At 58.3% G+C, this 15,796-nt stretch carries 10 protein-coding genes; all 10 read right to left on the bottom strand.

Features of this window, described 5'->3' with window-relative positions:
• Nucleotides 1–21: 21 nt before the first annotated feature.
• The 10 genes from ACYZT1_RS14310 to gloB all read right to left on the bottom strand — a co-directional run bounded on the left by ACYZT1_RS14310 (nt 22) and on the right by gloB (nt 15,746).
• Nucleotides 22–3,678: a hypothetical protein gene (locus ACYZT1_RS14310; RefSeq protein WP_462015369.1), complete on the bottom strand. Its 3,657-nt coding sequence runs from the start codon at nt 3,676–3,678 to the stop codon at nt 22–24.
• A gap of 225 nt (nt 3,679–3,903) precedes the next feature.
• On the bottom strand, nt 3,904–4,737 hold the full coding sequence (locus ACYZT1_RS14305; RefSeq protein WP_462015368.1) for a helix-turn-helix domain-containing protein: 834 nt from the start codon (nt 4,735–4,737) through the stop codon (nt 3,904–3,906).
• 127 nt (nt 4,738–4,864) lie between these two features.
• Complete coding sequence (fabI, locus tag ACYZT1_RS14300) at nt 4,865–5,659, bottom strand: enoyl-ACP reductase FabI (protein WP_090282903.1); 795 nt, start codon at nt 5,657–5,659, stop codon at nt 4,865–4,867.
• 21 nt (nt 5,660–5,680) lie between these two features.
• Complete coding sequence (locus ACYZT1_RS14295; protein ID WP_462015367.1) at nt 5,681–7,291, bottom strand: ABC transporter ATP-binding protein; 1,611 nt, start codon at nt 7,289–7,291, stop codon at nt 5,681–5,683.
• Between the two features lies 1 nt (nt 7,292).
• Nucleotides 7,293–8,312 carry an ABC transporter permease gene (locus ACYZT1_RS14290; RefSeq protein WP_462015366.1) on the bottom strand — a complete coding sequence of 340 codons (1,020 nt, stop codon included), beginning with the start codon at nt 8,310–8,312 and terminating at the stop codon, nt 7,293–7,295.
• Between the two features lies 1 nt (nt 8,313).
• Entirely contained in the window at nt 8,314–9,387 is a 1,074-nt protein-coding gene (locus ACYZT1_RS14285) for a microcin C ABC transporter permease YejB (RefSeq protein ID WP_028621121.1), read from the bottom strand.
• A 4-nt stretch (nt 9,388–9,391) separates the two neighbouring features.
• Nucleotides 9,392–11,233 carry an extracellular solute-binding protein gene (locus ACYZT1_RS14280; RefSeq protein ID WP_462015365.1) on the bottom strand — a complete coding sequence of 614 codons (1,842 nt, stop codon included), beginning with the start codon at nt 11,231–11,233 and terminating at the stop codon, nt 9,392–9,394.
• Nucleotides 11,230–13,062 (bottom strand): extracellular solute-binding protein, encoded by a 1,833-nt coding sequence (locus tag ACYZT1_RS14275; RefSeq protein ID WP_462015364.1) that lies wholly within the window; start codon nt 13,060–13,062, stop codon nt 11,230–11,232. Before ACYZT1_RS14275 ends, ACYZT1_RS14280 begins: the two co-directional genes overlap by 4 nt.
• 362 nt (nt 13,063–13,424) lie before the next feature.
• Nucleotides 13,425–14,879 carry a transglycosylase SLT domain-containing protein gene (locus ACYZT1_RS14270; RefSeq protein ID WP_462015363.1) on the bottom strand — a complete coding sequence of 485 codons (1,455 nt, stop codon included), beginning with the start codon at nt 14,877–14,879 and terminating at the stop codon, nt 13,425–13,427.
• A 99-nt stretch (nt 14,880–14,978) separates the two neighbouring features.
• Entirely contained in the window at nt 14,979–15,746 is a 768-nt protein-coding gene (gene gloB / locus ACYZT1_RS14265) for a hydroxyacylglutathione hydrolase (protein WP_462015362.1), read from the bottom strand.
• Between the last annotated feature and the right edge of the window lie 50 nt (nt 15,747–15,796).

The following is a 15,796-nucleotide window of genomic DNA, read 5'->3' as shown; positions in this document are numbered from 1 at the left end:
CGGCGCAGAGCGGGTAGACCGCTAACTCAAACCGCTCAACAGGTTTTCTGTCGCTCGGTCCAGTGCGTTGAAACGGCCCTTTCTCAGCTCGGTAATTGCATAGGCCGCGCGGGCCAGACGGCCATTACCGTCGGAGAACGCGTGGTAGCCGAGGAAGGACCCGATCAGATGTTTGCCAAAATGTTCATGCGCGGGATCAATGTCCGCCAAATGTTTTTCCAGCATCGCGGCGCCGGTGATATTGGATGGGTAGCGAACGTCCGGGTGAGGACTGCGATACCTGTCGATTGCCTGAGGGGCCAACCGGCGGTGCAGTTCCTTGTACGTTGCCGGATCGGTTAACGCCGCGTTGCTGGCGCTGAACTCCCTGAGCACGGCGCGAATGGCAGTGGACTCGTTTTGGGAATTCGATGCGCTCACAATCCACGCCGTCGCGCGATCCGCATTCTCTGTCACGCCCGTGGAGTTGAAGCGGATTTCCTCAGCGATGCCGTGGTAAGGCATTTTCCCCAGATCCTTGGTCAGCAATCCCTTTTGGTGGGCCAGCATGGCCGTGAGGTTTTTGTATTCCACTTTCAAGGCGCTGTTCAGGGTATCGACCAGCTCCGTGGCTTCCGGGATTTGACGTAGATTGTCCAGGTAATAGGTCTGTGCATGCCGGCGCGCCAGTTGCTCAACCACGTCGAATTCCACAACTTGCCCCAATGCTGCGGCACTGTCGGATTTAAGCGCAATGTCCGCCATCGAGTTATGCATCAGATGCTCAAGCTCTCGCTCGGGAACATTTTGCAGCAGCTTTGTATCGCGTGTGTAAATGGACTGCAGCACATCTTCGGCGGTGCTGATGCGGTCATTCTTGAACAGCGCTCGACCATGCCCCACAGTGTCAAGCGACATGCGCAGTTCGGGCGCCGAGCCGGAATGTTTCACCGCTGCGAGCAAGTCGTAACTGTTGGAGCCGGTCAATCGCAACAGTTGCGTGCGGGCGACGTCCGATATCGACCTTGCACGCATCTTCGCCAAACGGCGGCCGACCAGTTTTCCACCGCCCTTGAGCAATTTTGGTACCCCGTCCAGTGGGTTGAACAGTGCGATCACGGTGTGTGCAGTAACGCGTGAGGCCGCAAACAATTTCCCGGCCAGCGTGGCACCTTTAGTGACTGCAGCGACCACTTTGAAAGGTGCAGCGACCAAAGACAGGGCAATCAACGCTGCTTCGGTAATGCAGCCAGCGATCGCATTTTTCTGTCGTGACCCCACACCCGAAGAGAGTTCCTCAATGCATTCCTTGAAAGGGATAATCAGGTTAAGAATCACGGTAAACACCTTGCTTATCGCCTCAAGTTCCTTTTCTCGACCTGTCTGATCCCGGCCTATTTGACTAAGCTCCTCTCTAGTCAGGAATGGGGCTTTTTCGGCAATGAGGGTGGCAATAGCGTCCACTCGTCTGGACTGGAAGTAGCGCACTGGCGATGCAAAAGTTGGCGCTTCGTTCGATGCCTCGAATTCCCCGATTTTTGTAAACCTTACCGAAGCGGTCATATGCGGGCGAGAGGGGAGATTCGACGTGTAAGCGGCCAAGTCGACGGGCGCATCATGAATAAGTTTTCGGTCGACCAGTGTTCCTGTCGAGTGCAGCAGTCGAAAGGTAAATCGCTCGTCGAAGGCGGCATGGAAACGGGCGGTCATTTGCAACGCAAACAGTTCGTAACAGCGAACCCATGGGCCTTTTAACGCACAAAGGATGACCCCATAACGACCCGGGCTTGCAACGGTTTTGGCAGGCAAGAACGGGCTCAGGATCGGGCTGGTCACCGACGCCACAGTGGTGAGTGTGTCAATGTATCCATGTGGCTGATCTTCGGTTAGCTGATAAATCGCCAGTTGCGACGTCTCGATGAATGCCCTTTCGGCTTCATCCAGATGCGACAAAGCATGTTTGATATTTATTTCAAGTGCAGTCGACAGTTTGCCGTGATGCGCTTGAATGGCTTGCTCATATAACAGGTTGGCAGGTGTTAAATGTTTTAACGCAGGAAACTGCTGATAAACGTCGACTCCTCGAGTTCGTCCCCAAGTGGCTTTTGCCAGTTCACCTCCCAGGTACAGGTCGAGTATCGATACACTGGGTTTGGTCCAACCGTCATTGCCGTAATACTTGGCCAGCAGCTCTTGAGGGTTGCAGCCAGGTACCTCGCGGGTCAGTTCTGCCAACGCGATGGCCTTGCGGCTGGGAATCGGTGTGTCGGCGTCGCTGATGGCTTGGGTCAACGCCGTTACATATCGATCGTATTGTGCAATGGCGTCACCGATGGCTGCCTGACTCAGCTTACCGTTTGCGTCGGCAGTGATCAGCCCGTTCATCAGTGCCCAGGTAATCACCGGGTCCAGCGAGCCGCCTGCCTGCAACGGCTCGAGTTGTGGCAATAGCCCGGGAATCTGAGTGAACCCGAGCAGGTGCTCATAGCTCATCGAGCGCGACGCGCCGGGGACGATGCTTTCCACAAGATTGACCGCCTGGCTCAGGATGACCCAGGCCGGCGTGCCGATTTTCAAATCCGGCGGCAGATCGTGGACAAGAAACTGTGGGGCCATGCCCGCCAGCACCCATTGCACGACGACCGGCGCGATAACCGGTTGTAGCTGGAATTTTTCGACCAGGTATTGTCCCAGCTCCACGGGAATGGATTCAGGCTTGCGCAGTAAAAAGCGTTTTGCATACAAGTCGAATCCGGCAAACGCGGTATTCGCATTGTCCACGTCCGGATCGAGTTCCAACAGCATGGCGGCGATCAGTAGCTGATCGATAAACGCTGGTGAAAGTTGTTCGGCATTGTCATCGGTAAACCAGCCCAGTGCATCAAGGTAGTGCTGCGCTGACTTCGAAGCTCGCCGGGCGAATGACAACAGTCTGTGCATCCGGTAATCAATGCTGGTGGGGAGCTTCCCGCTGCCTTCCCAGGCGACATTTACGCCAAACCTGAAAAGCAGGGAGGGCGCATCGCCGCGCAATAGCCCGGTTTGCTCGGCGAAAATGAATCGGGTGCGATCGGTCAGGTTGAACATTGAGTCATCGGGTGTATCGAGAACTTGCCAATAGTTGTCCAGTGACGGGCGTGCGGGCAAAACGGCGAAGCCCAGCGCATCGATCAACTGTTGCAATTGCGCGTAGTTCTCGGGAATCGGTAGCCCGTGGAAGCGCAGCCATTGACCGATTGTAATTCGCCCGTTGGAGCTGATCGACCCACCGCTCAACCTGGCCAGATCAGCGAGTGATTGCAGATCGGCGGTCATTTTGGGAAGAGCCGCGTTGAGGGCCGACGCGGGACTGATTCTTCTGATGAAGCTGTTGATCCCGGTCGAATGAATGTTGGCAACATCGTCGGTCCCGGTTTCCACCTCGAACGTCAGGAGCGTTGCTTTTTCCGGCACGAGATAGAACGTGCCGGCCCTGGAAACCGGAAAATCGGCTGTCAGGCGCGCCAAACAAATCGCTCCAGCTCGCTGTGCCTGATCCAGACTGGAACCGGCCACGGCGTTACCACCCATGCTGTTCAATGTATAAGCCAGATCGCGCATAAGTGATTCGTTATTCATCACTTGAATGAGTGCGGTTCTGACTTCCATTAGTTGGTGTTCATTTTCAGAAGTTGTGTTTGTGTAAGGCGTAGTTTGCATGTGAAAAACGTCCGTGTTTTTTTCGAAAAGGGCGAACAAGGTTCGTATTGGTTTTTTTGATAGGGCGAAGGTTAGTGCAAGTGCGTGATGAGAGTTTATGTTCTGTGTGTCGGTTTGTATGTTTTAAGAGTTGGGCGGGCGTCAGTGCTTGTCGCGCAGAGTTAATTCAGGAAGTTCTCTTTGTTTTGTATATGAAGTTGCCGTGCACGTGAACGTACATCAGACTTAGCGCTGATACTGGCCCGGCGTCGCCGCCAAATGCTGCTTGAACACTCGCTGGAAGTGCGCCTGATCGGCAAAACCGGCTTCGAGCGCGACATCGGCAATCAGTCTTCCCTGGCGCAGTTGTTCCCGGGCAAACTGGATGCGTCGGTTGACCAGAAACGCGTGGGGTGTCATGCCGAAATGCTGTTTGAAGGCGCGTATCAGGTATGACGGTGACAGTTGCGCCGCCTCGCAAATGTCGTCGAGTTTGAGCATCTTCGTGCAATTGTCGCGAATGTATTCGGCCGCGCGTTCCAGCCGGGAATTGGCTTCGCGCAGCGGTTGGTCGGCGGGGTTGAGGCGTTGCTGCACCTCGGTGAAATATTCCACCGCCGTGCTGTGTTTGCACAGGATGTCCTGATCGTTATCGGTCAGCACGTCGTACAGGTTCCTCAAACCGCGGAACAGTGTCGTATCGGCGCTGTGGGTGACGGCAAACCGACGAAACGTCGGGTCCTGGCTGAAACCGAGCTGCTGCTGCAGGCCGGTAAGCCACGGCGTTTCCACATACAGCATCAGGTAGGACCACGGCTGGTCGTCGATCGGGTTGCAGGCATGCACATCGCCGGGATTCATCAACACGACCGTGCCGGCACTGACTTCGCATTGCGTTTGCTCATGCACATAAGTGCTGCGCCCGGCCGTGATCGCGCCGATGGAAAAATGCGCGTGGGAATGCCGGGTATAGCAAACCTCACGGCCATCGGCGATGGAGCGGGCTTCGATGAAGGGCAGGGCGTCGTCGCGCCAGAAGCGCGGGGCCGTGTCGGCATTTTTGGCAGCGGGATGCTTCATCGGGGCAGTCCTCGGCAGGTCTGTTGCGCAGTGTATTCCCGGTCGGGTCTATGGACAATTTTGATCAGCGGGTACAGACGAAAAAAAACCGCCGATGTCTCGGCGGTTTTTTGTGTCACCTCAAACCTTACTCTTCGATGTTGCCCATGGCCGTGGTGTTGAAGCCACCGTCCACGTACATGATTTCTCCGCTGATGCCGGACGCCAGGTCCGAGCACAGGAAGGCGCCGGCGTTGCCGACTTCGTCGATGGTGACGTTACGGCGCAGCGGGGTTTGCGCTTCGTTGGCCGCCAGCATCTTGCGGAAGTTCTTGATGCCGGAAGCGGCGAGGGTGCGGATCGGGCCAGCCGATACGCAGTTGACGCGAGTGCCGTCCGGGCCCAGGGAGCCAGCGAGATAACGTACGCCAGCTTCCAGCGAAGCCTTGGCCATGCCCATCACGTTGTAGTTCGGCATGGTGCGCTCGGCACCCAGGTACGACAGGGTCAGCAGGCTGCCATTGCGGCCTTTCATCATTTCGCGGCCGGCCTTGGCCAGGGCCACGAAGCTGTAGGCGCTGATATCGTGAGCGATGCGGAAACCTTCACGGGTGGTGGCTTCGGTGAAGTCGCCGTCCAGCTGGTCGCCCGGGGCGAACCCGACGGAGTGCACGATGCAATCCAGGCCGTCCCACTTCTTGCTCAGTTCTTCGAAGACCTTGGCGATCTCTTCATCGCTGGCCACGTCGCACGGGAAGCACAGCTCAGGGCTCGAGCCCCAGCCTTGCGCGAATTCTTCAACACGACCTTTCAGTTTGTCGTTCTGATAAGTGAAGGCAAGCTCAGCGCCCTCGCGATGCATGGCGGCAGCGATGCCGGATGCGATGGACAGCTTGCTGGCGACACCGACGATCAGTACGCGCTTACCGGCGAGAAAACCCATGTGTTGCTCCTCTCTTTCAGGTTATTGCGCAGTGGCTGGTGCCAGGAAAGCGGCTTCCAGCAACTGCTGTGTATACGGATGTTGGGGAGCGGCAAAAATACTTTGCGCGTCTCCCTGTTCGACCACTTGGCCATGCTTGACCACCATCAGCTGGTGGCTCAGCGCTTTGACGACAGCCAGGTCATGGCTGATAAACAGATACGTCAGGTTGTACTTGCTTTGCAGTGAACGCAGCAACTCGACCACTTGGCGCTGTACCGTCCGGTCGAGCGCCGAAGTCGGCTCGTCCAGCAGAATCAGCGCCGGTTTGAGCACTAACGCCCGGGCAATGGCTATTCGCTGCCGCTGCCCTCCGGAAAATTCGTGGGGGTAGCGGTTCCGGGTGTCCGGGTCCAGACCTACCTCCTTGAGTGCCGCAATAATCGCTTGTTCCTGTTCCGCCTCGGTGCCCATTTTGTGGATCCGCAGGCCTTCGCCAACAATCTGGCTGACACACATGCGCGGGCTCAGGCTGCCAAACGGGTCCTGAAACACCACCTGCATTTCCCGGCGCAGCGGGCGAACCTGTTGCTGCGTCAGGCAGTCTAGCTGCTTGCCTTCAAAACGGATGAGACCTTTGCTGCCGATCAGCCGCAAAATCGCCAGGCCGAGGGTCGATTTGCCGGACCCGCTTTCGCCAACGATCCCCAATGTCTGGCCCTGCAGCAGGCTGAAGTTGATGCCGTCGACCGCTTTGATGTGATCGACGGTCTTTTTCAGCAAGCCTTTCTTGATCGGGAACCAGACTTTCAGGTCCTCGACCTGCAGCAACGGCGGGCCGATTTCATTGGTCGCCGGCTTGCCGCTGGGCTCCGCGGCCAGCAGTTCCCGAGTGTACGGATGCTGCGGGGCGCGGAACAGCTCTTCGCACGATGCCTGTTCGACGATGCAACCGCGCTGCATGACACATACGCGATGCGCAATTCTTCGCACCAGGTTCAAATCGTGACTGATCAGTAACAATGCCATGCCCAGACGGGCCTGCAATTCCTTCAGCAATTCGAGGATTTTCAGCTGAACGGTCACGTCCAGCGCAGTGGTTGGCTCATCGGCAATCAGCAATTCCGGCTCGTTGGCCAGGGCCATGGCAATCATTACGCGTTGGCGCTGACCGCCTGACAATTCATGGGGCAGGGCCTTGAGGCGTTTGTGCGGCTCGGGGATGCCGACCATTTCCAGCAGTTCCAGCGTGCGTTTGGTCGCGACCTTGCCGACCAGGCCTTTGTGAATCCCCAGCACTTCGTTGATCTGCTTTTCGATCGAGTGCAACGGATTGAGCGAGGTCATCGGCTCCTGGAAAATCATCGCGATCCGGTTGCCACGAATATGCCGGATGGTTTTCTCGTTCAGGCTCAGCATATCCTTGCCGGCATAATGGATGGTCCCGGACGGATGCCGCGCGAGCGGGTAGGGCAGCAGGCGCAGGATGGAATGCGCGGTCACCGATTTACCGGAGCCGCTTTCACCTACCAGCGCCAGGGTTTCGCCACGCTTGATGTCGAAACTGACGCCTTCGACCACGCGCTGACAACGTTCGCCGACGATGAACTCGACGGACAGGTCGCGCACTTCGATCAGATTGTCCTGACTCATTTCACTTCCTCGGGTCGAAGGCATCGCGAGCGGACTCGCCGATGAACACCAGTAAACTCAGCATCAATGCCAGCACCGCAAACGCGCTCATGCCCAGCCAAGGCGCTTGCAGGTTGGACTTGCCTTGGGCGACCAGCTCGCCCAGCGACGGTGCGCCGGGCGGCAGGCCGAAACCGAGGAAATCCAGCGCAGTCAGCGTGCCGATGGCGCCGGTGAGGATGAACGGCATGAACGTCATGGTCGAGACCATCGCGTTGGGCAGGATATGACGGAACATGATCGCGCCGTTCTGCATCCCCAGAGCCCGGGCCGCACGCACGTATTCGAGATTGCGCCCGCGCAGGAACTCGGCGCGCACCACGTCGACCAGGCTCATCCACGAGAACAGCAGCATGATCCCCAGCAGCCACCAGAAGTTCGGCTGCACGAAACTGGCCAGGATGATCAGCAAATACAGCACCGGCAACCCGGACCATATCTCCAGAAAGCGCTGCCCGGCCAGATCCACCCAGCCGCCATAAAAGCCCTGCAACGCACCGGCAATCACGCCGATGATCGAACTGAGGATGGTCAGAGTCAGGGCGAACAGCACCGAAATGCGGAAACCGTAGATGACCCGAGCGAGCACGTCGCGGCCCTGGTCGTCGGTGCCCAGCAGGTTGTCTGCCGAGGGCGGAGCGGGGGCCGGAACTTTCAGATCGTAATTGATGCTTTGATAGCTGTAAGGGATCGGCGCCCACAGCACCCAGGCGTCTTTGGCCTTGAGCAGTTCGCGGATGTACGGGCTCTTGTAGTTGGCCTCCAGCGGGAATTCGCCGCCGAACGCGGTTTCCGGGTAGCGCTTGAGTGCCGGGAAATACCAGCCGTCGTCGTAATGCACTGCCAGCGGTTTGTCGTTGGCGATCAATTCGGCGCCCAGGCTCAGGCCGAACAGCAGCAGAAACAGCCATAACGACCACCAGCCACGCCTGTTGGCCTTGAACAGTTCGAAACGTCGGCGATTGAGTGGGGACAGGTTCATCTCAATGCTCCCGGCTTTCGAAGTCGATGCGCGGATCGACAAAGGTGTAGGTGAGGTCACCGATCAATTTCACGATCAAGCCAAGCAACGTGAAGATAAACAGCGTGCCGAACACCACCGGGTAATCGCGGTTGATCGCCGCTTCAAAACTCATCAGGCCCAGACCATCAAGGGAAAAGATCACTTCCACCAGCAGCGAGCCGGTGAAGAAGATGCCGATGAACGCCGACGGGAACCCGGCAATCACCAGCAACATGGCATTGCGGAACACGTGGCCGTAGAGCACACGGTGGTTGGTCAGGCCCTTGGCCTTGGCGGTGACCACGTACTGTTTGTTGATTTCGTCGAGGAAGCTGTTTTTGGTCAGCAGGGTCATGGTCGCGAAGTTGCCGATCACCAGTGCGGTCACCGGCAGGGCCAGGTGCCAGAAATAATCGAGAATCTTGCCGCCCATGGTCAGTTCGTCGAAATTGTTGGACGTCAGGCCCCGCAGTGGAAACCAGTCGAAGTAACTGCCCCCGGCAAATACCACGATGAGCAAAATGGCGAACAGGAACGCCGGTATCGCGTAGCCGACGATGATCAGCGAACTGGTCCATACGTCAAAATGGCTGCCGTGTCGCGTAGCCTTGGCGATCCCCAGCGGGATCGACACCAGGTACATGATCAGCGTGCTCCACAACCCGAGTGAGATCGACACCGGCATCTTTTCCTTGATCAGGTCGATGACCTTGGCGTCGCGAAAAAAACTGTCGCCGAAATCCAGCGTGGCGTAGTTCTTGATCATGATCCACAAGCGTTCCGGCGCCGATTTGTCGAAGCCGTACATGTGCTCGATTTCCTTCACCAGCGCCGGGTCCAGCCCCTGTGCCCCGCGATAGGCGGAGCCGGCCACCGACACTTCGGCACCGCCGCCGGCGATCCGGCTGGTCGCGCCTTCAAAGCCTTCGAGTTTGGCGATCATCTGTTCGACCGGCCCACCGGGCGCGGCCTGAATGATCACGAAATTGATCAACAAAATGCCGAACAGGGTCGGGATGATCAGCAACAGTCGCCGAAAAATATACGCCAGCATCTGATTACTCCGTGCCCGCAGGGTCGGCTTGCAGTTTGGTTTCGATTTCTACCGCCGGTTTCGCATCCGGCTTGATCCACCAGGTGTTGATGCCGACGTCATATTTGGGCGGCACCTGCGGATGGCCGATGTGATTCCAATACGCCACGCGCCAGGTCTTGATGTGCCAATTGGGGATCACGTAATAGCCCCATTGCAGCACGCGGTCCAGCGCGCGCGCATGGGCCACCAGGCTTTTGCGCGAATCGGCGTTGATCAGTTGCTCGACCAGTTGATCCACCACCGGATCTTTCAGGCCCATCGTGTTGCGACTGCCGGGCTTGTCCGCCGCCGCAGACATCCAGAACTCGCGCTGCTCGTTACCGGGCGAACTCGACTGCGGAAAACCGCCGACAACCATGTCGAAATCCCGCGAACGCACGCGATTGATGTACTGCGAGACGTCGACCCGGCGGATCACCAGTTCGATGCCCAGATCACTCAGGTTGCGTTTGAACGGCAGCAGCACCCGTTCGAATTCGGTCTGCGCAAGCAAAAACTCGAGGCTCACCGGCTTGCCCGTAGCGTCCACCATCTTGTCGTCAACGATGCGCCAGCCGGCCTCCTGCAACAGCTGATAAGCCTTGCGCTGCTGGCTGCGAATCATGCCGCTGCCGTCGGTGACTGGATTCTCGAAGGCTTCGTTAAACACCTGGTCAGGGATTTTGCCGCGAAACGGATCTAGGATCGCCAATTGATCGGCATCCGGCAGACCGGTCGCCGCCATCTCGCTGTTTTCGAAATAACTGCGGGTGCGCGCGTAGGCGCCGTTAAACAATTGTTTGTTGGTCCACTCGAAATCCAGCAACAGGGTCATGGCCTGACGCACGCGCACATCCTGAAACACCGGGCGGCGCAGGTTGAACACGAAACCCTGCATGCCGGTCGGGTTGCCGTTGGGGATCTGTTCCTTGATCAGCCGACCTTCGGTGACGGCCGGCACGTTGTAAGCGTTGGCCCAGCTTTTCGCGGTCATTTCCAGCCAGTAATCGAATTGCCCGGCCTTGAGTGCTTCCAGCGCGACCGTGTTGTCGCGGTAGTAATCGGTCATCATCACATCGAAATTGTAGAAGCCGCGATTGACCGGCAGGTCTTTGCCCCAGTAATCCTTGACCCGCTCGTAACGAATCGAGCGTCCGGCCTTCACTTCACTGACTTTGTAAGGCCCGCTGCCCAGCGGCATTTCCAGATTGCCCTTGTTGAAGTCGCGCGTGGCCCACCAGTGCTTCGGCAGCACCGGCAACTGACCGAGGATCAGCGGCAATTCGCGGTTGTTGCTGTGCTTGAACCGGAACAGCACGATGTGGGGGCTTTCTGCGACGACCTCGGCAACATCGGCGTAGTAGCCGCGATACAACGGCGCGCCTTCCTTGGTCAGCATGTCGAAGCTGAATTGAACGTCTTCGGCGTGGATAGGATGGCCGTCGTGAAAACGTGCTTCCGGGCGCAGGTAAAAGCGCACCCAGCTGTTGTCAGGGGCCTTCTCGATCTTGCCAGCGACCAGTCCATATTCGGTAAACGGTTCGTCCAGGCTCTGTTTGGCGAGGGTGTCGTAGATCAGGCTGATGTCATCGGCCGGCACACCTTTGCTGATGAACGGGTTCAGGCTGTCAAAGCCGCCGGAACCGGCCTGACGGAAGATGCCACCCTTGGGCGCGTCCGGGTTGACGAAATCGAAGTGTTTGAAGTCGGCCGGGTATTTCGGTGGTTCGTCGTACAGGGTCAGCGCATGTTGCGGGGCGGCGCAGGCCAGCCCGGCGAACAACAGGCCACCGGCCTGCAAGAGCAGGGCGCGTACAGGTTTCATCGATCTTTCTCCGAAGATTTCAACCACCACGCGCTCAGGCCCAGGGTATAGGGCGGCGTAGTGACGAAGGCGAACCGGTTGCGGTAAGCCAGACGGTGGTAATTGAGGTACCAGTTGGGAATGATGTAGTGCTGCCACAGCAGGACACGATCCAGCGCTTTGCCGGCGGCGATTTGCTGGTCGCGGGTTTGTGCGGCGAGCAGTTCTTCCAGCAAGTGATCGACGATCGGATTGGCGATGCCGGCATAATTTTTACTGCCCTTGATCCCGACCTGGCTGGAATGGAAGTACTGCCACTGCTCAAGACCGGGGCTGAGCGTCTGGTTGAGCGTCAACAGGACCATGTCGAAATCGAACTGATCCAAGCGTTGTTTGTATTGGGCGCGATCCACCGTGCGCAGCCGTGCGTCGATGCCGATGCTGGCGAGATTCTCGACGTAGGGCTGGAGGATGCGTTCAAGATTCGGATTGACCAGCAGAATTTCCATGCGCAGCGGCTGGCCGTCGGCGTTCTCGACGCGCTGGCCATTGAGTTTCCAGCCAGCCTCGGCCAGCAGCTTCAGGCTCTTGCGCATGGTTTCCCGCGGGATGCCACGGCCGTCGGTTTGGGGCAGGCTGAACGGTTCGGTCAGCAGTTTGGGCGGCAGCTGCTCGCGAAACGGTTTAAGCATCAGCCACTCGTGGCCGACCGGCAGCCCGGTGGCGGAGAACTCGCTGTTGGGGTAGTAACTCAGGGCCCGCTTATACGCACCGCTGAAGAGCGTGCGGTTGGTCCACTCGAAATCAAACATCAGCCCCAGGGCTTCACGAACTTTCTGATCGGCGAAGGTCGCACGCCGGCTGTTCATGAACAGGCCTTGGGTCTGCGTCGGAATCTGGTGCGGGATTTGCGCTTTGATCACATTGCCACGACGCACCGCCGGAAAGTCGTAGCCGTTTTGCCAATTCTTTGCCTGGTGCTCGATATAGATGTCGAACTCGCCGGCCTTGAAGGCTTCGAACGCGACATCACTGTCGCGGTAAAACTCGACTTCCATGCGGTCGACATTGTATTTGCCACGATTGACCGCCAAGTCCTTGCCCCAGTAATCCTTGACCCGTTCAAAGACCAGCTGCCGCCCGGGCGTGACCGAGGTCGTACGATAAGGGCCGCTGCCCAGTGGTGGTTCGAAGGTGGTGGCCTTGAAGTCGCGACCCTTCCAGTAATGCTGCGGCAACACCGGCAGCTCACCCAGGCGCAGGATCAGCAACGGATTGCCGGCCCGCCTGAAGACAAAACGGATGCGGTGGGGGTTGAGCACATCGACCCGCAACACTTCCTGCAGATTGGTGCGGTACTGCGGATGACCTTCCTTGAGCAACAGGCGGTAGGAAAACGCCACGTCGTGCGCGGTGATCGGCGTGCCGTCGTGAAATCGTGCTTCCGGGCGCAGGTTGAAAACCACCCAGCTTCGGTCTTCTGCGTACTCCACCGATCGCGCGATCAGGCCATAGCTGGACGTCGGCTCATCGCCGGAGGGCGCGTACTGTCCGGTGCCGACCATCAGCGGTTCGTTGAGTTCGTTGATGCCGTACTGCAGGAAATTGGCCGTGCCGACCGGGCTGGAGCCCTTGAACGTGTAGGGGTTGAGCGTATCGAAGGTGCCAAACGCCATCACCCGCAACGTACCGCCCTTGGGCGCTTGCGGGTTGACCCAATCGAAGTGGGTAAATCTGGCCGGATACTTGAGCGTGCCGAACTGCGCATAACCATGGCTTTCGCTAATCGTCGCGCTTGCGGGGGAGCTCAAGGCCAGGCTGATCAGGCAAAGAAGGAGAGGACGCTTCAAGTCAGAGATCCGATCCAGGCGGCTTGGGCTTTGTGGGCCGTACAGTAACAGCTTGTATGGACAGGAAAAAGACACTGAATTAATGCGTTGTTAATTGCAGACGCGATCACCTGGTGAACACAATATTGCTGGAGGTCTTGCTCATCCTGTAGCGAGGGAGCTTGTCGGAATGCCGCACCACCCCGTCCGGCTGCGAAGCAGTCGTAAATCCTGCAGACTCTGGGGGCAAAAGGATTGTAAAGGGGGGCTTCGCGACCCAACGGGGGCGAGCCCCCTCGCCACAGGACCTTTGCAGCCGCGAGATTTCAGCAGACCTCGAATCGCAGGCAAAAAAATGCCCCTGAATGTCAGGGGCTATTTTTTTAATGCGGCGAGGACACCGTCAGCATCTGGCCGGGCTTCAGCGCTTGGCCAACCCGAGGATTCCAGCGCTTGAGGTGTTGCATTTCCACATTGAAACGCTTGGCCACCATGTACAAGGAGTCGCCTTGCTTGACCTTGTATTGAGTCTGCTGCTTTTTGCCGGTGGATTTGCCAGCGGACTTGCTGTTCGCCGCCACGACGGTGTTGACCCGTCCGGAGCCACGCTTGGTGGTGTCCTGCATGACCAGGGTCTGGCCAACCTTGAGGTTTTTGCCGGACAACCTGTTCCAGCGCTGCAAGTCTTTGACGTCGACCTTGTTGGCCTTGGCGATAGTGCCCAGGTTGTCGCCGCGTTTGACTCGATAGGCGCGTTTGAGGCTGGCGATCTCGTTGCGGTCGATACCCTCGAAGACCGGTTTGAGCGGCTTCTGGCTGATCAACTCGTCCGGTCGCATGGTCGACAGGCTGGCGGTCAGCAGCTGCGCCTTCGACGTCGGCACCAGCAAATGCTGAGGGCCGTCAATGGTGGTGCGCTGTTTGAACGCCGGGTTGAGCTGAAACAGCTCGTCTTCGTCGATGTCAGCCACCGCTGCGACCTTGGACAGGTCCATGCGCTGGCTGATTTCGACCACCTGGAAGTAAGGCTCGTTGGCGATCGGGCTGAGGTTCACGCCATACGCTTCCGGGGCCAGCACCACTTGCGACAGTGCCAGCAACTTTGGCACGTAGGCCTGGGTTTCTGCGGGCAGGGGCAGGTTCCAGTAGTCGGTCGGCAAACCCAGCTTTTCATTGCGCTCGATGGCGCGGCTCACCGTGCCCTCACCGGCGTTGTAGGCTGCAAGCGCCAACAACCAGTCACCGTTGAACATGTCGTGCAGGCGGGTCAGATAATCCATTGCCGCGGTGGTCGACGCGGTGATGTCGCGGCGGCCGTCATAAAAACGCGTCTGACGCAGATTGAAATAGCGGCCGGTGGATGGAATGAACTGCCACAAACCCACGGCATGGGCGCGCGAATAGGCCATCGGGTTGTAGGAGCTTTCAATCACTGGAAGCAGGGCCAGTTCCAGCGGCATGTTTCGCTCTTCGAGGCGCTCGACAATATAGTGAATGTAGAGGCTGCCGCGTTCGCCAGCCGTTTCCAGGTAGGACGGGTTGCTCGCGAACCACAAGCGCTGTTGCTCGACGCGCGGGTTGACGCCAACGTTGTCCTGCAGCTGAAAGCCTTGGCGCATGCGCTCCCAGACGTCCTGGGGAATTTGTGGAACAGGCTTTTCGGTAAGCCAGACAGGCTTCTGTTTGGCGCGTGCCGCGATGTGCGGAGTGTGGGTCACTTCGGTTTGCGGCACGTGGCTGGAACAGCCCGCCAGGGTGGCGGACACAGCCACCGCGATGGCTTGAGCCAGGCGGGTCAATGCATCTGAATGGATGGACCGACGAGTAGATGACGACATTGGCTGGAAGTAAGTTCCGGGCAAAAATGTCGGGCGATTCTAGAAAGCGCACCCTCTGCGGTCAACCATTGAGATTTTACGCACCGTCCGCCAGCCCCCTTAGAACGTGTCTTTCCACGCCCTGAGTGCCGCAAAAACTGCGCTCGGCACGCGGTTAGAGGTCCCGGTCCGTTCGTCCACTTTTTCTTTAACGGATGTTTCGCCGGTTCGTAAAAACGGATTGGTCAGCTTTTCCAGAGCCAGGTTCGACGGCAGTGTGATGGTCCCGGCTTGACGTTTTTCGATCACGTCGGCGAGACGATCGGCAATGTCCGCATTGCCAGGTTCGACTGCTGCGGCAAAGCGCAGATTGCTCAGCGTATATTCATGCGCGCAGTAGACTTGCGTAGCGTCGGGCAATGCCGCCAGGCGCGTCAGCGAGGCGTGCATCTGCTCGGGCGTACCTTCGAACAACCGCCCGCAACCCGCGGCAAACAGGGTGTCGCCGCAAAACAGCATGCCCGGGTGGTAAAAAGCGACATGCCCGCTGGTGTGCCCCGCAACATCGATGACATCGAAGTCGAGCCCAAGGACGTTGATGCGGTCGTTGTCCTTGAGGGCCACTTCCCGCGCCGGGATGGTCTCACGGGCAGGGCCATAGACTTTCGCGTCCGTCGCTTTTTTCAGTTGCGCGACACCGCCGACATGGTCGTGATGGTGATGAGTGATCAGAATATCGCTCAACACCCAGTCCGGATTCGCGCGAAGCCAGGCTTGCACCGGCGCGGCATCGCCCGGATCGACCACGGCGCAGCGGCGGGTATCGCGGTCCTGTAACAACCAGATGTAGTTGTCGGTGAAGGCGGGCAGGGCTGTGATCTGTATCATCGTCGGATTCGCCAAGCGGTAAACAATGGCGCATCTTAGAACTTCCTGGC

It is taken from the genome of Pseudomonas sp. PB3P13 (genome assembly GCF_054897735.1).
Note: the sequence above shows the minus strand (reverse complement) of the source record. Positions and strands in the feature narration are given on the sequence as shown.